Origin of the sequence: Pseudoroseomonas ludipueritiae, from assembly GCF_014490445.1 — a bacterium.
GTDB lineage: Bacteria > Pseudomonadota > Alphaproteobacteria > Acetobacterales > Acetobacteraceae > Pseudoroseomonas > Pseudoroseomonas ludipueritiae.
The window spans coordinates 1-18,940 of the sequence record NZ_JACTUZ010000079.1 but is presented as its reverse complement, the minus strand read 5'-3'; the positions used below and the strand labels follow the sequence as shown (position 1 = coordinate 18,940).

Sequence of the window (18,940 nt, the reverse complement as noted above, 5' to 3'; positions counted from 1 at the left end):
GTGCGTGGCGGCCGCGCGCCGGCCTGGCGCATCCGCCGCGCGCTGCGGCCCTTGCTGGAACAGCCGCATTACCGCGATGCCGCCCTGCGGCTTGGCCAGGCCATCGCGGCGGAGATGGACGGGGGCGCCGCCGCCTCAGCCCGCGTGCTGGCCATCGCGCGGCAGGGCGGCTGAACCGGGAGGAAAGGGCAGGATAGCGGTCATCTCGTCCAGCAGGGTTTCCAGCACGCAGGCGGGGCCGCCGGGCCAGGCGACTTCCCGGCGCGCCTGGCCCAGATGCTCCTCCACCCGCCGCCGCGCCGCCTCCAGGCCGCAGAGCGAGACCAGGGTGGCCTTGCCGCCATCCTGCCGCACATCCTTGCCGGCCATCTGCGCCGTGGCCGTGGCATCCAGCAGGTCGTCCAGCGTCTGGAAGGCCAGCCCCAAGTGGCGGCCGAAGCGGCGCATGGCCGCCACGCCTTCTTCCGGCGCATGGCCGAGCACCGCGCCGGCCTCCAGCGCCGCGACAAAGAGCACGCCGGTCTTCTGGTGGTTCAGCAGGTCCACATCGCTGGTGGCGGCGGGGCCGTGGCGGTCATGCAGGTCCCGCTCCTGCCCGCCGACCAGCCCCTGCGGGCCCACCGCCTGCACCATCAGCGTCACCAGCCGCAGCCGCACCGTATCCGATACGCCTGGCAGCGCGGCCATCACGCCATAGGCCTGGTTGAGCAGGGCGATGGCGGCCAGGATGGCGGTGTCCTCGCCAAAGGCGCGATGCGTCGCCGGCTTGCCGCGCCGCAGCTCGGCATCGTCCATGCAGGGCAGGTCGTCCAGCACCAGAGAGGCGGTGTGGACCATTTCCACGGCGCAGCCGGCCTCCAGCGCCGCCGCCTCATCCCCGCCGAAGCGGCGGGCGGCCAGCAGGGTCAGCAGGGGCCGCAGCCGCTTGCCGGGCCCCACCAGCGCATGGCGCATGGCGCCGTGCAGGCGCTGGGGCGATTCGTCGGGGCCGGGCAGCAGCACCTGCAGCCGCGCCGCGATCATGCTCCGCAGGGACGCAAAATCGACAACCGCCGGCGATGGCGGGTGGAGGGTGGAGGCGATGCTCAAGCGGCGTCCCGCATGCTGAGGGTCCTGTTCGCTGCGGTACCTTCGGCGGTGGCACCTGTCGAAGCCGATCGGAACCCTCCCCGAAAGTCAGGGCGGTGGAGGGCTGCCTCTGACTACTTGGCGGCGTTTTACGAATTGGTAAGGGTCCGACTTCACGCCGCCATTCTCCAGGCCCGCACGGCCTCCAGCGGGTGCAGCAGCATGATGGCGCCGATCGCGAGGCTGTCATGGATGATGAAGGCCAGCGCCACCTCGATGGCCAGGCCCAGCGCCAGCGCGCCCTTCCAGCCCAGGCGGAAGCCCAGCCAGCAGCCCGCCACCACGCAGAGCATGTCGCCCGTGGCATTCAGCAGGGTATCGCCCCCATAGCTGGGGTCGGCGCCGGAGGTGCCATAGCGGGCGATCATGAAAGGTGTGTTTTCCGCCACCTCCCACCCCGCTGCCGCCACCAGCGCCACCACCAGCAGCCAGCCAAAAGGCCAATGGCGGGAGGTCAGCCAGAGGATGCCGGCCCAGATCAGGCCATAGACGAGGTGCAGCAGCGAATACCAATCCAGGAAGTGCTGCGAGTTGGTCTCGCTGCCCAGGCTGCCGTCCCAGAAGCGCGGCGTGGCTTGCGGCAGCAGCGGCCTCCCCAGCGCCAGCAGGATGCCGCCGGTCAGCAGCAGCAGCAGCAGTCCGGCGGCCCAGTAGACGGGCCAGGGGCAAGGCGGCGGGGCCGGGCGCCGCCGGCCCCGCCAGCGGGCGAGCATGGCGGCGACCACCCCGGCCGATGACCTAGGAGGTGGCTCGCGGGACAGGATCTGGGGCGCGGCTTCTGCGGTTCGATGCACGAAGGGCGTCTTGCTGTGAACCCTTCTCAACCGCTGGCGGGCGGCCGGGTTGCCTTCAGCCGGGCTTCCCACGCTCCGGCAGGCAGGGCAGCGCGGCCAGGACCGGCACCGGCGGGCGGCCGGACAGGATGCGGAACTTGTCCATCAGGCTGGGCTGGGCGGCGTAGAAGCGCTCGATCAGCGGCTGCGGCAGGCCGTAGAAACGCTCCAGCACCCGGTAGCGCTGACCAGGCCTGGCGGCACGAAAGAGCATGCGGTTGAGCCGGCGAAAGAAGGCCCGCCGCCGCCACAGCGCCACCGAATGCTGATGCACCAGGGCGTTGAGGGAAGCCGCATCCAGCGCCGGCGCCTCCGCGATAGCATCGGCCAGGCGCACGGCATCCGGCAGCGAATAGCCGGTGGTGGGGTGGAAGAGCGCGGCCCGCAGCCCGGCCTGGGGCGTGGCGGCCCGGGCCTGCCAGAAGGCCTCGATATCGCCATCCAGCGCCACCGGCAGCACCCCCTCCTCCTCCCGCAGCACGGTGCGGATGCGCCAGTTCTGCTGTGCCGCATAGGCTGCGATAGCTTGCCGCAGGGCCGGCTTGTCCAGCGCCGGACCGTCGGCGTAGCGGGTATCCTCGATCAGCAGCCGGCGGTCGTCCAAGGGCAGCACATAGAGGAAGCGGTAGCCGTCCAGTTGCTCCACCGTGGCATCCATGACGATGGGGCGGCGCAGGCCATGCGGCACCGCCAGCCGCACCTCCTGCCCCAGGAACTTCTGGTAGCCCAGCGCCAGTTCGGCCGCCGCATCGGGGCCACGGCCGTCGATCACCGCCGCCGCCGGCAGCACCGCGCCATCGGCCAGGGTGGCGCCATCGGCGGCCAGATGCGCGACGGGCGCCTCGAGCCGCACCGCATCGCCCAGCGCCTGCATCAGCTTGTCATGGAAGCGGGCGCTGGTGACGCTGGCATAGCCGCTGGAAAGCTGCCGCTGCCGCGCCGGGAAGCGCACCTCGTAGCCATCCCAACGGTGCGCCACCAGCGGCGCCACCCAGTCCCGCTGCGCCGCCGTCAGGTCGGTCTCGAAGAAGGACCAGGTATGGTCGCCGCCCAGGCGGGGGCCGGCTTCCACCAGCACCAGGCGAAGCTCCGGCCGCCGCTGCCGCATCCGCAGCGCGATCAGCCCATTGGCCAGCCCGCCGCCGGCCAGCAGCAGGTCATAGCCTTGGGAAGCCGGCGCGGTCTGGGACATGCCGCATGGCTTGGCACGGCGCCGCCGCCCCTGCAATCCGCCAGGGCCGCCCCATATGCCCCTCATGCCGCGTGACAGCATCGCCGGGGCCGAGAAAGCCCTGGCTCCTCCCCGCTTCCAGCCCGTGATTTCCGGGCAGGCCGCCATTGGCCTTTCCCTGGCGGCGCTGATCGGGGCCGCCTGGCTGGGGCTGCATATCTATGGCGTCTATTTCCACCGCTGGCAGGGCTGGGGCTGGGTGGTGGCGCCGCTGGTGGTGGCGGTGCAGACCTGGCTGTCCGTGGGGCTCTTCATCATCGCCCATGACGCGATCCATGGCTCCCTGGCGCCGGGCCGTCCCCGGCTGAACCATGCGGTGGGGCAACTCTGCGTCGGGCTTTATGCGGGCTTCCGCTACAAAAGGCTGGCGGCCAACCACCACCGGCACCACGCCGCCTCCGGCACCGCCGATGACCCGGACTTCCACCCCGAGGCGCCCCGGCGGCTGGTGCCCTGGTTCCTGCGCTTCTTCCGCACCTATTTCGGGTTGTTCGAGTTTGGCGTGCTGACGGTCTGGCTCGTGGTGGCCATCGGTGTGCTGGGGGCCTCGATGACCAATATGCTGGTCTTCTGGGCGCTGCCGGCGCTGCTTTCGGCGCTGCAACTCTTCGTCTTCGGCACCTGGCTGCCGCACCGGCATGGCGAGCCGGGTTTCGAGGACCAGCACAATGCCCGCTCCAACGGCTTCGGGCCGCTGCTCTCGCTGCTGACCTGCTTCCATTTCGGGCGGCACCACGAGCACCACCTCTACCCCTACCTGCCCTGGTGGCGGCTGCCGGACCTGGAAGCCACGCCTCAGCGCCGGGCCAGCGCCACCAGATAGGTGCAGGGTGCCTCGGAGGCATTCTCGAAGACGCAATCCACTGGCGGCCCCAGTGCCAGGCAGTCCCCGGCGCCCAGCCGGTGCCGGGCATTGGCCTCATGGAAGAGCAATTCGCCTTCCAGCACCCAGATGGCGTGGCCCCATTCCACATAGGTATGCGCCGGATAGGCGACGCGCGCCCCAGGCGGTAGTTCCACCCGCACCAGTTCCGGCTGCGCCCCCGGCGGCGTGACGGCGCGGCGCAGATAGCCGGTCTCCGGGTCCCGCCACACCGGCTGCTCCCCGGCGCGGGCGACGCGGCCGCCACCGCCGGCATCGCCTTCCGCCCGCGCCAGCAGGGTGGAGAGCGTCATGCCCAGCGCCCCCACCAGCCGCCCCAGCAGCGCCGCCGTCGGGCTGGCCTCGGCACGCTCCACCTTGCTGATCATGGCGCGGGAGACGCCGGAGCGTTCCGCCAGCTCGGCGATGGACCAGCCGCGTTCCTCCCGCTCCGCCCGCAGGCGCGCGGCCAGGGGGGCCGTCAGATCATGCGCATCGGCGTCTTGTATAGTGCTCATTCATCCAACATAGTGTTCAGGATTCACCTTCTATCATCCCGCCGCGCAGGAGTCTCGCCCATGCTGGACCAACCGCCGCCCAAGGCCGGCCATAACGGCGGCCCGCCGCTGGAGGAAGAACCGGAGCACGCCACCACCTGGGGCCGCTTCGTCTGGCGGCGGGCACACAAGAAGGCCTGGAAGACCCCACCACGCGAGATCGCCCTGCGCCGCCTGGCCCGGGCCGAGGAACTGGGCATGAGCTACAAGGACTATACGCTGGAGATCATGGAACGGGGCCGCTACCTGTGACGCAGCCCCGCCGCGAGATCGTCCTCAACGCCTTCGACATGGCCTGCGTGGGGCATATCCAGCAGGGCCTCTGGCGCCATCCGCGCGACCGCGCCACCGACTACACCAGGCTGGACTACTGGACCGGCATGGCCCGCACGCTGGAACGCGGGCTCTTCGACGGGCTCTTCCTGGCCGATGTGCTGGGCATCTACGACGTCTATGGCGGCAGCCCCGATGCCGCGCTGCGGGAGGCGGTGCAGGTGCCGCTGCTGGACCCGATGCTGCTGGTGCCCGCCATGGCGGCGGCGACGCAGCATCTCGGCTTCGGCATCACCTGCAACCTGGCCTATGAGGCGCCCTACCTCTTTGCCCGCCGTGTCTCGACGCTGGACCACCTGACTGGCGGCCGCGCCGGCTGGAACATCGTCACCGGCTATCTGGACAGCGCGGCACGGGCCATGGGCCTGCAGCGCCAGATGGCGCATGACGACCGCTATGACCTGGCCGATGAATACATGGACCTCGTCTACGCGCTCTGGGAAGGCAGTTGGGCCGGGGATGCGCGGGCGCGCGGCGAGGCCATGGGCGCCTATGCCGACCCGGCGCGGGTGCGGCCGGTGCATCACCAGGGCGCGCAATACCGGCTGGATGCCATCCATCTGGCCGAGCCCTCCCCCCAACGCACGCCGCTGCTGTTCCAGGCGGGGGCCTCGGACCGTGGCCGGCAATTCGCGGCGCGGCATGCCGAATGCGTCTTCGTCAATGGCGGCGCCAAGCCGGCGGTGGCCTCGCTGGTGGCGGACCTGCGCGCCCGGGCCAACCCGCGCCCGCTGAAGGTGCTGGTGGGCGCCACCCTGGTGATCGGCCGCACCGAGGCCGAGGCGCGGGACAAGCTGGAAGACTACCGCCGCCATGCCAGCGTGGAGGGCGCGCTGGCGCATGCCTCGGCCTCGCTCGGCATCGACTTCGCCCGCTACGGCATGGACGAGCCCATCGAGACCGGCCCCACCCAGGCCATCCAATCCAATGTCGAGGCGATGAAGAAGGCCGCCGGCCCGGTCTTCACCAAGCGCGGACTGATCGACCGTTTTATTCTGGGCAGCCGGCAGCCGCCGATCGTCGGCTCGGTGGAACAGGTGGCGGAGGCACTGATCGGCTGGGTGGAAGAGGCCGATGTGGACGGCTTCAACCTTTCCCGCACCGTGGTGCCGGAATGCCTGGAGGATGTGGTGGACCTGCTGGTGCCCGCCCTGCAGGAACGCGGCGCCTATAAGCGCGCCTATGCGCTCGGCACCTTCCGCGAAAAGCTCTTTGGCGCCGGGCCGCTGCTGGAAGCGCCGCATCCGGCGGCGGCGCGGCGCTTCACGTAAGGCGGGTCAGTTGATCCGGGGTGTCGGTGGCGCATAGAGCGGCACCGAGACATCCATGGGGTTGCGGAAGACCAGGCCGGGATTCGGATAGTAATCCACGAAGAGGTTGATCCGGTCCCGCTTGCCCTTGTTCCGCACGGAATGCCGGACGCGATTGTTGAAGTCATAGACATGGCCCATGTCCATGACGAACTTGCGGCCGTCGATCTTGTATTCCACCGCCGGCGTGCCGCTCAGCGAGACATGGATGCGGTGCGCCTTGGCGGCCATGGCATGGGCGTCGATATGTGGGGCGATCTGCGCCCCCGCCTTCAGCCGCACCAGCGCCAGCCGCGTCACCACGCCGCGCGGGGTCCTGAGGGGCGCCAGGGCCTGCTCCACCACCGGGCCCAGCACGTCCTTGAAGCGGTTCCATTCCGGCATGGTATAGACCGGCCAGACATCCGTATCTTCCCGCGCGATGGGCAGGAAGGGCTGCGGGTCATGCCCCTTGGCACGGGCCCAGACGCAGATCAGGTCCTCGAAATGCTGCAACCCGCTGGTGGAGGCCGTGGGATGCCATTCGGTCTTGATCATGATGTTGTCGGTGGCCGAATGGGCGTTGGAGGCCACGGCATCCTGGCGGAAGGTATTGCCGGTCCAATCATCCTCGGTCAGCGTCTCGATCATCTTCAGGAGGCCCGAGACGTCGATGGCCCCCAGATCCTTCAGCGGTACCCCGATATCCATGACAGTGTCTCCCCCAAGCGAGCGCAGTCCGACGAGAGTTGCGCCGCTGCCTGGGGTGAGTCAACGCCGCCGCGCAGCCCTGGCTGGCGTGGCGCAAGGGCTTTGACGGCAGGCGCTTTCTCCGCCCTGCAGCAGGGAGAAAGGCCCAGAGGGCTGCCTCGCAGCCGGGCTGAGGAGGAATTCATTTCGGCGTCATCTTCCGCCGTCCGCGCGGCTCAGAGCGCCAGATACTGCCCGCGCACCGCCTCATTGGCCCGCAGTTCCGCCATGCTGCCGGACCAGACCACCCGCCCCTTCTCCACCACCGTGGCACAGTCGGCGACGCCGCTGGCGAAATGCAGGTTCTGCTCGGCCAGCAGCACGGTCAGCCCTTCCTGCTTCAGGGCCTGGATGGCCTGGGCCATCTGCTCCACGATGACAGGCGCGAGGCCCTCGCTGGGCTCGTCCAGCAGCACCAGGCGCGGGTTGCCCATCAGGGTGCGGGCGATGGTGAGCATCTGCTGCTCCCCGCCGCTCATGCGCCCGCCGGGGCGGTCGCGCATCCGGCCGAGGTTGGGGAACAGCTCGAACAGTCGCGCCTCCGTCCAGGGGCGCAGGCCCGCGCGCGGCTTTTGGCGGCCGACCTCCAGGTTCTCCATCACCGTCAGGTCGGCGAAGATGCGCCGCTCCTCCGGCACATAACCCAGGCCGAGGCGGGCGATGCGGTGCGGCTCCTGCCCGGCGATCTCGGCACCATCGAAGCGGATGCTGCCGGAACTCGGGCGCAGCAGGCCGATGACGGATTTCATCGTGGTGCTCTTGCCGGCGCCGTTGCGGCCCAGCAGCACCATCACCTCTCCCTTGCCGACAGAGAGCGATAGGCCCTGCAGGATATGCGCCCGTCCGTAATGCGTGTTGAGCCCCGCGATCTCCAGCATCAATCCCCCCCGCCGGCGGCGCCGGTGCCGAGATAAACCTCCCGCACCGCCGGGTCGGCGCGGATGGCGGCGGCATCGCCCGCCGCCATCAGCGCACCGCGGTTCAGCACCAGGATGCGGTCGGAGACATCGAAAACCACGTCCATGTCATGCTCGGTGAAGAGCACGGCGACGCCGCGCCCGGTGGCGATGCGGCGGGTGAGCTGCATCAGCGCCACGCGCTCGGCCGGGGCCATGCCGGCGGTGGGCTCGTCCATCAGCAGCAGGCGGGGGGCATTGCCCAGCGCCACGGCCAGTTCCAGCCGCTTCAGGTCGCCATAGGCCAGCACGCCGGTAGCGCGCTCCGCCTGCTCCGCCAGCCCCACCTGGGCCAGCAGCGCATCGGCCTCCGCGGCGAAGCGCGCGGCGGCGGGGCGCCAGAAGCGCCAGACCTCGCCGTGATGCGCGATCAGGGCCATCTGCACATTCTCCCGCACCGTCATGGAGCCGAAGGTGGCGGTGATCTGGAAGGTGCGGCCGATGCCATGGGCAGCGATGGCGCGGGGGTTGAGGCCGGCGATCTCCCGCCCCTCCAGCCGCACGCTGCCGGCATCCGGCGGCAATTGCCCGCCGACCATGTTGAAGCAGGTGGATTTGCCGGCGCCATTGGGGCCGATCAGCGCCAGCATCTCTCCGGCGGCGAGGTCGAAGGACACGTCATCCACCGCCTGCACGCCGCCGAAGGCCTTGCGCAGGCCGCGCACCGCCAGCAGGCTCATGCCTCCCGCCCCCGCAGCCAGAGACGGCGCGTGGCACCGGCAATGCCCTCGGGGAAGGCCATCACCAGCAGCAGGATGACCGCGCCCAGCACCAGCCGCCAGAGATCGGTGGAGCGGACCAGGATATCGGCCAGGCCGGTATAGACCAGCGCGCCGACGATGGGCCCCGCCATCGTCTGCAACCCGCCGAGCAGCACCATCAGCAGCGCCTCCACCGAATGCGGAATGGAGATATAGGTCGGGAAGACGCCGCCCTTGGCATAGGAGAACAGCGCGCCGGACAGCCCCGCTGCCGCCCCGGCGATGACCAGCGCCACCATCCGCAGCCTTTGCACATGGAGGCCGATGGCTTCCGCCCGCACCGCCGAATCCCGTGCCGCGCGCAGGGCATAGCCATAGGGGGCGTAGAGCACCCGCCGCAGCAGCAGCGCCACGGCCACGGAAAGCGCCAGGGTGATCCAGTAATAGGTGGCGGCGCCACGCGCCCAGGCTTCCGGCCAGAGGCCGAGCAAGCCGTTGTCGCCGCCCGTGACACCCACCCATTGGAAGCTGATGGCCCAGACGATCTGCGCGAAGGCCAGCGTCAGCATGGAGAGATAAACGCCGGAAAGCCGCACCACGAACCAGCCGAAGAGTGCTGCGACGATGCCGGCGGCGATGGGCGCCGCCAGCAGCCCCAGCGGCATGGGCGTGCCCAGCCATTGCGCCAGCAGCCCGGCCGCATAGGCGCCGATGCCGAACCAGGCCGCGTGGCCAAAGCTGGCCATGCCGCCAGGGCCCATCATGACATGCAGGCTGACGGCGAAGAGCAGCGCCACCGCGCCATCCGTCAGCACCGTGAGGTAGTAGTCGCCCACCCAGAAAGGCGCCGAGGCGGCCAGCAGCAGCGTGGCGAGGCCGAGGTAGCGCAGCGCGGGCGGCGCGGCGCGGATGACCGGGGCGGCGGCCAGCATCTCCCGCGCCTCCGATTGTGGGCGGCCGAGCAGGCCGTTGGGGCGGAAGACCAGCACCACCGCCATGACCAGGAAAACCAGCACCAGCGTCGATTGCGGCAGCAGCACGATGCCGAAAGCCTGGAGAATGCCGATCAGCAGCGAGGCGACAAAGGCACCCGCAAGGCTGCCCAGCCCGCCGACCACCACCACCACGAAGGCATCGACAATGACGGAAAGGTCGATCTGCAGATTGGCGGAAGCATTGGGCAGGGAGAGCGCCCCGCCCAGCCCCGCCAGCCCGGCGCCCAGCGCGAAGACACTGGTAAAGAGCAGGCGCTGATCGACGCCGAGCGCCGCCACCATGTCGCGGTCCAGCGTCGCCGCGCGCACCAGCGTGCCCCAGCGCGTGCGGTTCATCAGCAGCCAGAGCAGGCCGAGCACCACGGGGCCGATGGCGATCAGCACGAGGTCGTAAAGGGGAAAGCGGTTGCCAAGGATCTCAACAAAGCCGCGCAGCCATCGCGGGCGCGGCAGCGGCAGTTCCACCGGCCCCCAGAGCCACAGCGTCACATCCTGCAGGATCAGCACCACGCCAAAGGTCGCCAGCAACTGGAAGAGTTCCGGCGCGCGATAGACGCGGCGCAGCACCACCAGTTCCAGCACCACGCCGATCAGCGCGGTGCAGAGCGCCGTGGCGAGGATGCCGAGGATGAACCATTCCGGCTCCCGCGGCAGCCGCGTCAGGATGCTCCAGCCGAGATAGGCGCCCAGCATCGTCAGGCTGCCATGCGAGAAGCTCACGATCCGCGTGACGCCGAAGATGATGGTCAGCCCCGAGGCGACCAGGAACAGCGACGAGGCCCCCGCGAGCCCCGTCAGCAGTTGCGGGATGACGAGATCCAGCATCGCTCAGGCAGGGCGCAGCTTGCGCACGAAGTCGTCGCCCGGCAGCAGGTCGCGGCCATCGATGTAGCGCCAGTCGGCCATGACGCCGGCATCGTTCTTCAGCGCCGTCCTGCCGACAAAGACGCCGAGCGTGCCCTGCTGGTCGATCTCGCGATAGGTGACGGGGCCGACGGGGCTCTCGAAGCTGGCGCCCCGGAAGCCTTCCACCATCCGCTCCATGCTGGTGGATTCCGCACGGGCGATGCCGGCGGCGATGGACTGGATCAGCGCATAGCCGACCAGGGAGCCGCACATCGGCTTGGCGTTGAACCTGCCGCGATAGGCACTGACGAAAGCCTTGTGCGCGGGCGTGTCGATCTGCTCGCCGGGATAGCCGGTGACGATCCAACCTTCCGGCGCCTCGTCGCCCAACGGGTCGAGGTATTCCGGCTCGCCAGTCAGCAGGGAGACCACGGCGCGGCCCTCGAAGAGCCCGCGCGTATTGCCCTGGCGCACGAAATTGGTCAGGTCCGGGCCGAAGAGCACGTTGAAGATGGCATCCGGCTTCATCTGCTCCAGCGCCTGCACGGTGGCGCCGGCATCGACGCGGCCCAGGGCGGGCCATTGCTCGCCCACGAACTGCACATCCGGCCGCCGGGCGCTCAGCAACTGCTTGAACCACTTCACGCCGGACTGGCCGAACTCGTAGTTGGGAGAAACGGTGACCCAGCGCTTGGCCGGCAGCTTCGCGGCTTCCTCGGCCAGGATGGCGGCCTGCATATAGGTGCTGGGGCGCAGGCGGAAGGTGTAGCGGTTGCCGCGTTCCCAGACCATGGCGTCCGTCAGGGGCTCGCCCCCGACATAAAGGCGGCGGTTCTGCGCGGCATACTCGCTCAGCGCCAGGCCGACATTGGAGAAATAGGCGCCGGCCAGCACATCCACCTTCTGGTCGTTCACCAGTTCCCCGGCCAGGCGCACGGCATCCTGCGGCTTGCCGGCATCGTCGCGCGTGACCAGCTCCAGCTGCCGGCCGAGCACGCCGCCCTGGGCATTGAGGGTCTCCACCGCCAGTTGCATGGCATTGCGGTAGGGCAGCGTGAAGGCCGGCATGGTGGTGTAGCTGTTGATCTCGCCGATGCGGATCGGGCCCGTGCCCTGCGCCCGCAGCAGGCCCGGCATCGCCAAGGCACCGGAAGCACCGAGAAGCAGGCGCCGTGTCACTCGCATAGGAAGCCACTCCGAACAGAGGTCAGGCCACCGGCATTGCCGGCGCGGACAGGGTTCCGGCCAGGGCCGGGGAGACATCGCGGGCCATTATGCCACAGCGCCATGCCGGCGCGGCAGGCCCCTCCGGGCTTTGCCTGGACTCGGCGCCGGAAGGCAGGCCATGAAACGGGAAACCACCAATGGGGACGGGCGACCACCGATGAGCACCTATTTCTACGACCCCCGGCAGGGCCATGGCCTGCCGCACGACCCCTTCAAGGCCATTGTGGCGCCACGCCCCATCGGCTGGATCAGCACGGTGGATACCGAAGGCCGGGTCAACCTGGCGCCCTACAGCTTCTTCGGCGCCTTCAACGGCAACCCGCCCATCGTCGGCTTCGCCAGCGAGGGCTACAAGGACAGCATCCGCAATGTCGAGGCGACGGGGGAATTCGTCTACAACCTCGCCACCCGCCCGCTGGCCGAGGCGATGAACCAGACCAGCGCGCCCCTCCACTACGGGGAGGACGAGATGGCCTTCGCCGGGCTGCGGGCCGCCCCCAGCACCCTGGTGGCCCCGCCCCGCGTGGCGGCGACGCCCGCCGCGCTGGAATGCAAGGTGCTGCAGGTCACCCGCCTCAACGATGCCGAGGGCAAGGTGCTGAACAGCTATCTGGTGCTGGGCCAGGTGATCGGCGTGCATATCGACCCGGCCTATCTGAAGGACGGCATCTTCGACACCCTGGCGGCGCAGCCGATCAGCCGCTGCGGCTATCGCGGCTATTATTCCGCTATCGGCGAGATGTTCGAGATGTTCCGCCCCACGGTAACCACGGCGAAATAAGCCGCGCCACATCGCGCTTCTGTGCCCGCCAGGGGGGCTGCTTTGCGGCGCCCGCCATGGCAGCCTGCGCGCCGGTGCCGGCATGGCCGCAGGGTTGCAGGCCGCGCGAAAAAAACCGGGCGGGCCGGTGATACGTCCTGCCCCGTGGCGAGTTTCCCGCAGGCCAGTCCGTGGAGAATGAACTGATGAGCGATGACCGAGAGGCACGAGAGCAACGCATCCGGGAACGTGCCTATGCCCTCTGGGAAGCCGAGGGCCGGCAGGAAGGCGTGCATGAGGACCACTGGCACCGCGCGCGCCAGGAGATCGAGGGCACCGGCATGTCCGGCAGCCTGGACGACCAGCTGAAGGACACCTTCCCCGCCAGCGATCCGCCCAGCATCACCGCCCCCGATACCGGCGTGCGTGCCCTGCCGGCGGCGCCGGAGGACGAGCCCTTCCCCGCCCAGTCCGCGACACTGGAGGAACGGCCGGAAGCGCCGGCGAAGAAGCCGCGCGCCGCACCGAAGAAGAAGGCCGAAGCCCCGGCGGCCCCGGCGCCGGCCGCCACCGCCAAGGCCCGCGCGCCTCGCAGGAAGCCCGGCGCCTGAACCTGTGGCCGGGGGTGGAAGCCCCCGGCGCCAGGGCTGTTACGGCAGCAGCGTGCCTTCCGGCTGCTTGTCGTTGAACACGCCGTCCGCGAAGGCTTCCTCCCAGGTGCCGGAGGTGCTGGCCTTGGAATATTCCGTGGCGCGGCCTTCGAAGAAGTTCATGTGCTCCACGGCGTTCAGGATCTCGTCCAGCCAGGGCAGCGGGTTCTTGTCGGTGTTGTAGAGCGGGTCGAGGCCGAGCTGCTGCAGCCGGCGGTCGGCGATGAAGCGGATGTATTCCTTCACCTCATCCGCCGTCAGGCCCTGCACGCTGCCCATCTCGAAGGCGAGGTCGATGAAGGCGTCCTCGTGGTGCACGATGGTGGAGCAGATGTCGTAGAGTTCCTGGCGGAACTCCTCCGTCCAGATCTCCGGATTCTCCTGGATGAAGGTGCGGAAGAGGCGGATAACCGAGAGGCAGTGCAACGTCTCGTCACGCACGCTCCAGGTCACGATCTGCCCCATGCCCTTCATCTTGTTGAAGCGCGGGAAGTTCAGCAGGATTGCGAAGGAGGCGAAGAGCTGCAGGCCTTCCGTGAACGCGCCGAAGGCCGCCAGGGTCTTGGCGATCTCCTTCTTGTTGTTCACGTTGAAGGACTGCATGTAGTCGTACTTGTCCTTCATTTCCTGATACTTCAGGAAGGCCTGGTACTCCACCTCCGGCATGCCGATGGTGTCGAGCAGGTGCGAATAGGCCGCAATATGGATGGTCTCGATGTTGGAGAAGGCCGAGAGCATCATCAGCACTTCGGTCGGCTTGAAGACCTGGCTGTAGTGCTTCATGTAGGCGCCGTTCACCTCGACATCCGCCTGCGTGAAGAAGCGGAAGATCTGGGTGACGAGGTTGCGCTCGCCATCCGTCAGGGTGCGCTGCCAGTCCTTCACGTCATCGGCCATCGGAACTTCTTCCGGCAGCCAGTGGACGCGCTGCTGCGTCATCCAGGCATCATAGGCCCAGGGGTAGCGGAACGGCTTGTAGACGGGGTTGGCCGTCATCAGGTCGAACTTCTGGGGGGCGTCCTGGGTCTCGGACATCACAGTCTCCGGTAGAGGCGCATCGGGGCGAAAGACGGATCATAGCGGCGCCGGGCCGCGATGCCTGATCAACCTTTTCAGCCACAACATGTCAGGGGCTTGGCGAGCGGGAGCCACTACATCTATGCGCCCCCGCAGGCAACAGCGGCTGGCCGAGTCGTCCACAGGCAGGTCAGGATGCCCTTCTGCCGGCACCCGGCGCCGGTGCCGGATTGGGTGGCAGGCTGGTGGGTGGAACTGCGCCACCACTGGCGGCAGGCCGGCCGATGACAGGCATAAGCCGCACACGCCACCATTCCGCTCGGCCTTTATACGGCGCCGAAGGCAGGCCGGCACGGCATAGGGCCGCGCATCCGCATCAGGTGAGACATGTCGCGCCGCAGGCGGGACCCATCCCTTTGCCGGCGTCGCAATTCCGTGGCGGCCGACCAACGGCAGCGGAGACCGGGCACACACACTGGCTGATGCTTGCCACCCATGAAAACCCCGGCAGCGAATTTTGGGGCGAATCCTCACGGCAAAGCAGGTCTGGAATAAGGCGAATGCCGTCCAAGCCCGATCATAGGCACGATAAATTCTCGCGCCTTGGGCAAGTCCCAAGCCATTCGAATGGTCGATGGGTGCCGTTTTGCCCCTTGCAGCTTGCCTCCCCTTCAGGGGAAGGCTTGGCTTTTGGCACCGAGGCAGGCATGGCCGACGACAGCGATGACTATGTGTATGATGACGCTACCGGAGAATGGCGCCCGGCTGCCGAGTTAGCCGTGCCCCAGGCCGCCGCCCGGCCTGAGGTCCGCGACGCGGCCGGGAACCTCCTGGCGGATGGGGATTCGGTGACCCTCATCAAGGACCTGAAGGTCAAAGGGGCGAACCAGGTCCTGAAGCAGGGTACGGTGATCCGGTCGATCCGCCTGACGGATGACGACCAGGAGATCGACTGCCGCCACGACACCATCAAGGGCCTGGTCCTGCGGGCGGAATTCGTGCGCAAGCGCTGAGCCCCGGCCGAAGCCGGGCCTCAACCCGGCTTCGCGCCCGCCTGAGAGGCGGCAGCGGGCCTTCCGGCCCTGGTCTCAGTAAACGATGAAGCCCTTGATGGCGTCCATCATCGCCTCAGGCTCATCGGCGCGGATGGAATGGCTGCTCTTGGCGAAGATCCGCAGGTCGGAACCCGGGATCAGCTCGTGGATCTCGCGCGAGAACTCCGGCGCGCAGATCCAGTCATGTGCGCCGCCCAGCACCAGCGTCTTGGCGGTGATCTTCGGCAGTTCCGGGCGCAGGTCGTAGCTGCGCAGGAAGCCGCCGGGGCGGAAGGCGCGGTTCAGCGCCTCGGGCTCATGCAGGGTGCGGGCGCGGCCATCCTTGCTGCGCTGGGGGTCGTAGGTGGTGGAATAGAGCGGCCCCATCACGTCGTAATAGTGCTGCACCTTCTCCAGCGTATCCAACTCGCCATTCCAGAGCATGTCGCAGACCCGCTGCTGCTCTGGCGTGCCACGCTCGGCCACGATCTGCTGCGCACGCTGGATGAAGCCGCTATGCGCCGCCGTGACAACGCAGACGAGATGCGAGACGCTCTCCGGATAACGCGCCGCATGCGCCATGGCGACCATACCGCCATAGCTGGTGCCGATGGAGACAATGGGCCCGAGGCCGAGATACTGCCGCAGGGCTTCCAGATCCTCGACATTCTCATCGAGGTTGTAGCGCTCCGGGTCTCCTTTGGCGGAGCGCCCCTGGCCGCGGTGGTCGATATAAACAAGCTGCATCCGCTCCGCGAGCGGGGAAAAGCCGGGCTTGAAGCCGCTATGGTCGCCGCCAGGGCCGCCATGCAGCACGAAGGCGACGGGGCGCTCCCGCATCCGCGGGCCATCCGGCACCAGGCCCATGCCTTCCACATCGAAGTAAATCTCGGTCTCGCGGATCTTCGCGCGCATGAACGTCCTCGGTTCTCAGCAAGGACGTGAGCATAAAACCAAGGGCCGTCCGGGGTGAATCCCCCGCCGGCCCCTGGGTCCGCTTATTCCTGCGCCCGCGTCACTGGCAGGCGAGGCATTCCTCGTAGTTGGTGTTGTTCTCGCTGACCGCCGCCTGCGCGCGGGCCGGCACCGTCAGCGGCAGCACCGCCTCCAGGCTGGTGGCCTCCGCCATACCGAGCTTCGGCTGCGCGGCCACCTTCTCGCTGATGGTATCGGCGCGCTGGATGGAGAGGCTGCGGCAGTAGTAGAGCGACTTCACGCCCTTCTTCCAGGCCTGGTAGTGGATCTGGTGCAGGTCGCGCTTATGCACATCCGCCGGCAGGAAGAGGTTCACGGACTGCGACTGGCAGATGAAGGGCGTGCGGTCGGCCGCATGTTCCACCACCCAGCGCTGGTCCAGCTCGAAGGCGGTCTTGAAGACGGCCTTTTCCTGCTCCGTCAGGAAGTCCAGGTGCTGCACGCTGCCCTTGTTGACGGTGATCGAGGTCCAGGTGTCCTCGTCGTCGCGGCCATGCTGCGCCAGCACCTTCTTCAGCGACGGATTGCGCACGATGAAGGAGCCGGAGAGCGTCTTGTGGTTATAGACATTGGCCGCGATCGGCTCGATGCCCGGGGAGGCGCCGCCGCAGATGATGGAGATCGAGGCCGTGGGCGCGATCGCCATCTTGTTCGAGAAACGCTCGGTGAAGCCGTATTCGGCGGCATCCGGGCAGGGCCCGCGCTCCTCGGCCAGCACGCGGCTCGCGATATCGGCCTGGGCGCGGATGTGCTTGAACATCCGGGTGTTCCAGACCTTCGCGATCACGCTCTCGAAGGGCACGTTCTGCGCCTGCAGGAAGGAATGGAAGCCCATCACGCCGAGGCCGACGGAACGCTCCCGCATGGCGCTGTACTTGGCGCGCGCCATGCTGTCCGGCGCGGTGTCGATGAAGTTCTGGATCACGTTGTCCAGGAACCGCATCACATCGGGGATGAAGTTGGGGTCGTCCTTCCACTCGAACCAGGTCTCGAGGTTGAGGGAGGACAGGCAGCAGACCGCCGTCCGCTCCTGGTCATGCTGGTCGCGCCCGGTGGGCAGCATGATCTCGGCGCAGAGGTTGGAGGTCTTGATCTCCAGCCCGGCCAGCTTGTGGTGCTCCGGCCGCGCGTTGTTGGCGTGGTCGGAATAGATGATGTACGGCTCGCCCTGCTCGATCCGCGCCATCAGGATGCGGATCCACAGCGCGCGGGCCGAGATCTTGCGCACGATGGCGCCATCCTTGGGCGAGGTCAGCGCCCATTCCTCATCGGCCTCGACGGCGCGCATGAAGGCATCGGGGATCAGCACGCCGTGGTGCAGGTTCAGCGCCTTGCGGTTGGGGTCGCCGCCGGTGGGGCGGCGCAGGTCGACGAATTCCTCGATCTCGGGATGCGAGACCGGCAGGTAGACGGCGGCGGAACCACGGCGCAGCGAGCCCTGGCTGATCGCCAGCGTCAGGCTGTCCATGACCCGGATGAAGGGAATGATGCCGGAGGTCTTGCCATTCTGGCCGACCTTCTCGCCGATGGAGCGCAGGTTGCCCCAATAGGAGCCGATGCCGCCGCCCTTGGAGGCCAGCCAGACATTCTCGTTCCAGAGGCCGACGATGCCGTCCAGGCTGTCATTGGCCTCGTTCAGGAAGCAGGAGATGGGCAGGCCGCGCGTGGTGCCGCCGTTGGACAGCACCGGGGTGGCCGGCATGAACCAGAGCTTGCTGATATAGTCGTAGATGCGCTGGGCATGCGCCGTGTCGTCGCCATAGGCGCTGGCGACACGGGCGAAAAGATCCTGATAGGACTCACCCGGCATCAGATAGCGATCGTCCAGGGTGGCCTTGCCGAAATCGGTCAGCAGCGCATCGCGTGTACGGTCCAGGCGAACCTGGCTATGGCCTTCGAGCTGGATGGCATCGAACACGGCAGAAAATCCCTGTGGCTAGGCTTTGATCGGCCGCAGGTTTGCACCCTGGCCTCGCGCCCATCAACACCAGATTTAGGGATGGGATGCATGCAAAACCCTAGTGGTTGGGGGTCCGGTCCTTTCCTCCACAGTTCAGAAACGCCGGCTAAAGGCCGATTTTTGCGGGTTCTCCACAGCCTTGCGAAGGCCATGTCACACCCCCGAAAAAATTTACGCGCGGTCCGCTTCCACCACCCGGCTGGGCAGCAGCGCACCCACCCGTTCCAGGACCGGATAAGCGGCGGCGGCCACCAGATGGCTGTTGATCTGCTTGATATCGCGCAGAAGGTCGAGGTGCAGGGCGCTGGCCCCCACCGCCTCCGCCGCGCCGCCGCGCAGCCGCTCCAGATGCGTGCGAGTCGCCGCTTCCTCCAACTGCCGGAAGGCGGCCTTCTCCTCCGCCAGCAGCCGGGCGGCGCGGGGGTCCTCCGTCATGAAGAGGGAGGCGGCGGCGCGGAGATTGCCGGTCAGGCGGTCCAGCAGCGCCCGCAGCTCATCCACCCCCGCCTCCCCCACCGGCTGGCCATCCTTCCAGAGGGCGGCGGCATGCGGCAGCAGGATGCGCCGGGCCACGCTGCCGGCCTGGTCGATCTGCGTGACGAAGGTGACGATCTCCCGCATCCGGCGGTGGTCGGAGTCGGAAAGCGCCTCGGTATCCAGCGCCGCCAGCCAGGCGCGGATGGCCTGGGCCAGCCGGCCCAGCGCCTCGTCCAATGCCTTGCTGCCGGTGGGCGGGCGGCGGGCGCCCAGCGTGTCCCGCGCCGCGCCCAGCAGTTCCTCCAGGATGTCGGCCAGGCGCAGCGCCTCCCGCGCCGCGGCGCCCAGGGCGACGGCGG

18 protein-coding genes and 1 pseudogene are annotated in these 18,940 nt (G+C 68.5%); 6 read left to right on the top strand and 13 right to left on the bottom strand.

The genetic code is table 11. The features are described 5' to 3' along the window. Positions 1 to 135: 135 nt before the first annotated feature. The 3 genes from IBL25_RS16180 to crtY form a co-directional block, all read right to left on the bottom strand. Positions 136 to 1,089 (bottom strand): polyprenyl synthetase family protein, encoded by a 954-nt coding sequence (locus tag IBL25_RS16180; RefSeq protein ID WP_187779573.1) that lies wholly within the window; start codon positions 1,087 to 1,089, stop codon positions 136 to 138. Between the two features lie 152 nt (positions 1,090 to 1,241). Beyond that, positions 1,242 to 1,922, bottom strand: a complete 681-nt coding sequence (locus IBL25_RS16175; protein ID WP_187779572.1) for a DUF2585 family protein — start codon at positions 1,920 to 1,922, stop codon at positions 1,242 to 1,244. A 55-nt stretch (positions 1,923 to 1,977) separates the two neighbouring features. Beyond that, complete coding sequence (gene crtY, locus IBL25_RS16170; protein ID WP_187779571.1) at positions 1,978 to 3,153, bottom strand: lycopene beta-cyclase CrtY; 1,176 nt, start codon at positions 3,151 to 3,153, stop codon at positions 1,978 to 1,980. A 55-nt stretch (positions 3,154 to 3,208) separates the two neighbouring features. On the opposite strand from crtY, the gene IBL25_RS16165 reads away from it, so the two are divergent. Continuing rightward, entirely contained in the window at positions 3,209 to 4,015 is an 807-nt protein-coding gene (locus tag IBL25_RS16165; RefSeq protein WP_202986790.1) for a fatty acid desaturase, read from the top strand. Here the strand turns inward: IBL25_RS16165 and IBL25_RS16160 are convergent. Then, positions 3,988 to 4,572: a helix-turn-helix domain-containing protein gene (locus tag IBL25_RS16160; RefSeq protein ID WP_187779570.1), complete on the bottom strand. Its 585-nt coding sequence runs from the start codon at positions 4,570 to 4,572 to the stop codon at positions 3,988 to 3,990. The genes IBL25_RS16165 and IBL25_RS16160 overlap by 28 nt on opposite strands. A 60-nt stretch (positions 4,573 to 4,632) precedes the next feature. Here IBL25_RS16160 and IBL25_RS16155 point away from each other — a divergent pair, with 60 nt between their 5' ends. Beyond that, positions 4,633 to 4,863, top strand: a complete 231-nt coding sequence (locus IBL25_RS16155; RefSeq protein ID WP_120639123.1) for a hypothetical protein — start codon at positions 4,633 to 4,635, stop codon at positions 4,861 to 4,863. Continuing rightward, on the top strand, positions 4,860 to 6,215 hold the full coding sequence (locus IBL25_RS16150) for an LLM class flavin-dependent oxidoreductase (protein ID WP_367615623.1): 1,356 nt from the start codon (positions 4,860 to 4,862) through the stop codon (positions 6,213 to 6,215). The genes IBL25_RS16155 and IBL25_RS16150 overlap by 4 nt, the downstream gene beginning before the upstream one ends. Before the next feature lie 6 nt (positions 6,216 to 6,221). Here the strand turns inward: IBL25_RS16150 and IBL25_RS16145 are convergent, their stop codons facing one another. The 5 genes from IBL25_RS16145 to IBL25_RS16125 all read right to left on the bottom strand — a co-directional run bounded on the left by IBL25_RS16145 (position 6,222) and on the right by IBL25_RS16125 (position 11,666). Next, positions 6,222 to 6,944 (bottom strand): aspartyl/asparaginyl beta-hydroxylase domain-containing protein, encoded by a 723-nt coding sequence (locus IBL25_RS16145; protein WP_187779569.1) that lies wholly within the window; start codon positions 6,942 to 6,944, stop codon positions 6,222 to 6,224. 215 nt (positions 6,945 to 7,159) lie between these two features. Continuing rightward, entirely contained in the window at positions 7,160 to 7,861 is a 702-nt protein-coding gene (locus IBL25_RS16140; RefSeq protein ID WP_187779568.1) for an ABC transporter ATP-binding protein, read from the bottom strand. Continuing rightward, positions 7,861 to 8,619 carry an ABC transporter ATP-binding protein gene (locus IBL25_RS16135; protein WP_187779567.1) on the bottom strand — a complete coding sequence of 253 codons (759 nt, stop codon included), beginning with the start codon at positions 8,617 to 8,619 and terminating at the stop codon, positions 7,861 to 7,863. Before IBL25_RS16135 ends, IBL25_RS16140 begins: the two co-directional genes overlap by 1 nt. Beyond that, positions 8,616 to 10,460: an ABC transporter permease gene (locus IBL25_RS16130; RefSeq protein ID WP_187779566.1), complete on the bottom strand. Its 1,845-nt coding sequence runs from the start codon at positions 10,458 to 10,460 to the stop codon at positions 8,616 to 8,618. The genes IBL25_RS16135 and IBL25_RS16130 overlap by 4 nt, the downstream gene beginning before the upstream one ends. Positions 10,461 to 10,463: 3 nt before the next feature. Then, positions 10,464 to 11,666, bottom strand: a complete 1,203-nt coding sequence (locus IBL25_RS16125; RefSeq protein ID WP_187779565.1) for an ABC transporter substrate-binding protein — start codon at positions 11,664 to 11,666, stop codon at positions 10,464 to 10,466. A gap of 160 nt (positions 11,667 to 11,826) precedes the next feature. Between IBL25_RS16125 and IBL25_RS16120 the strand changes: the two genes are divergently transcribed. Together IBL25_RS16120 and IBL25_RS16115 are read left to right on the top strand one after the other, a co-directional pair. Continuing rightward, positions 11,827 to 12,489, top strand: coding sequence for a flavin reductase family protein (locus IBL25_RS16120; protein ID WP_238940478.1), 663 nt, complete (start codon positions 11,827 to 11,829; stop codon positions 12,487 to 12,489). A 185-nt stretch (positions 12,490 to 12,674) separates the two neighbouring features. Further along, the gene (locus IBL25_RS16115; protein WP_187779564.1) at positions 12,675 to 13,079 is read left to right on the top strand and encodes a DUF2934 domain-containing protein; all 405 of its coding nucleotides are present in this window, start codon (positions 12,675 to 12,677) and stop codon (positions 13,077 to 13,079) included. Positions 13,080 to 13,118: 39 nt separating this feature from the next. Here the strand turns inward: IBL25_RS16115 and IBL25_RS16110 are convergent, their stop codons facing one another. After that, entirely contained in the window at positions 13,119 to 14,153 is a 1,035-nt protein-coding gene (locus IBL25_RS16110; RefSeq protein ID WP_187779563.1) for a ribonucleotide-diphosphate reductase subunit beta, read from the bottom strand. 689 nt (positions 14,154 to 14,842) lie between these two features. Between IBL25_RS16110 and IBL25_RS16105 the strand changes: the two genes are divergently transcribed. After that, on the top strand, positions 14,843 to 15,148 hold the full coding sequence (locus IBL25_RS16105) for a zinc ribbon domain-containing protein YjdM (RefSeq protein WP_187779562.1): 306 nt from the start codon (positions 14,843 to 14,845) through the stop codon (positions 15,146 to 15,148). 75 nt (positions 15,149 to 15,223) lie between these two features. Here the strand turns inward: IBL25_RS16105 and IBL25_RS16100 are convergent, their stop codons facing one another. The 3 genes and pseudogenes from IBL25_RS16100 to IBL25_RS16090 all read right to left on the bottom strand — a co-directional run. Further along, positions 15,224 to 16,084 carry an alpha/beta fold hydrolase gene (locus IBL25_RS16100; RefSeq protein ID WP_187779561.1) on the bottom strand — a complete coding sequence of 287 codons (861 nt, stop codon included), beginning with the start codon at positions 16,082 to 16,084 and terminating at the stop codon, positions 15,224 to 15,226. Between the two features lie 100 nt (positions 16,085 to 16,184). Then, on the bottom strand, positions 16,185 to 18,062 hold the full coding sequence (locus IBL25_RS16095) for a ribonucleoside-diphosphate reductase subunit alpha (RefSeq protein ID WP_187779560.1): 1,878 nt from the start codon (positions 18,060 to 18,062) through the stop codon (positions 16,185 to 16,187). 213 nt (positions 18,063 to 18,275) lie between these two features. Then, a pseudogene (locus IBL25_RS16090) lies at positions 18,276 to 18,940 on the bottom strand (Na/Pi cotransporter family protein); the annotation flags it as partial.

Bases quoted from the DNA above. Each gene is read 5' to 3' on its own strand.
- IBL25_RS16105 (WP_187779562.1), top strand. From the start codon at position 14,843: ATGGCCGACGACAGCGATGACTATGTGTATGATGACGCTACCGGAGAA.
- IBL25_RS16125 (WP_187779565.1), bottom strand. From the start codon at position 11,666: ATGCGAGTGACACGGCGCCTGCTTCTCGGTGCTTCCGGTGCCTTGGCG.
- IBL25_RS16160 (WP_187779570.1), bottom strand. From the start codon at position 4,572: ATGAGCACTATACAAGACGCCGATGCGCATGATCTGACGGCCCCCCTG.
- IBL25_RS16110 (WP_187779563.1), bottom strand. From the start codon at position 14,153: ATGTCCGAGACCCAGGACGCCCCCCAGAAGTTCGACCTGATGACGGCC.
- IBL25_RS16155 (WP_120639123.1), top strand. From the start codon at position 4,633: ATGCTGGACCAACCGCCGCCCAAGGCCGGCCATAACGGCGGCCCGCCG.
- IBL25_RS16135 (WP_187779567.1), bottom strand. From the start codon at position 8,619: ATGAGCCTGCTGGCGGTGCGCGGCCTGCGCAAGGCCTTCGGCGGCGTG.
- IBL25_RS16130 (WP_187779566.1), bottom strand. From the start codon at position 10,460: ATGCTGGATCTCGTCATCCCGCAACTGCTGACGGGGCTCGCGGGGGCC.
- crtY (WP_187779571.1), bottom strand. From the start codon at position 3,153: ATGTCCCAGACCGCGCCGGCTTCCCAAGGCTATGACCTGCTGCTGGCC.
- IBL25_RS16165 (WP_202986790.1), top strand. From the start codon at position 3,209: ATGCCCCTCATGCCGCGTGACAGCATCGCCGGGGCCGAGAAAGCCCTG.
- IBL25_RS16115 (WP_187779564.1), top strand. From the start codon at position 12,675: ATGAGCGATGACCGAGAGGCACGAGAGCAACGCATCCGGGAACGTGCC.
- IBL25_RS16100 (WP_187779561.1), bottom strand. From the start codon at position 16,084: ATGCGCGCGAAGATCCGCGAGACCGAGATTTACTTCGATGTGGAAGGC.
- IBL25_RS16145 (WP_187779569.1), bottom strand. From the start codon at position 6,944: ATGGATATCGGGGTACCGCTGAAGGATCTGGGGGCCATCGACGTCTCG.
- IBL25_RS16140 (WP_187779568.1), bottom strand. From the start codon at position 7,861: ATGCTGGAGATCGCGGGGCTCAACACGCATTACGGACGGGCGCATATC.
- IBL25_RS16120 (WP_238940478.1), top strand. From the start codon at position 11,827: ATGAAACGGGAAACCACCAATGGGGACGGGCGACCACCGATGAGCACC.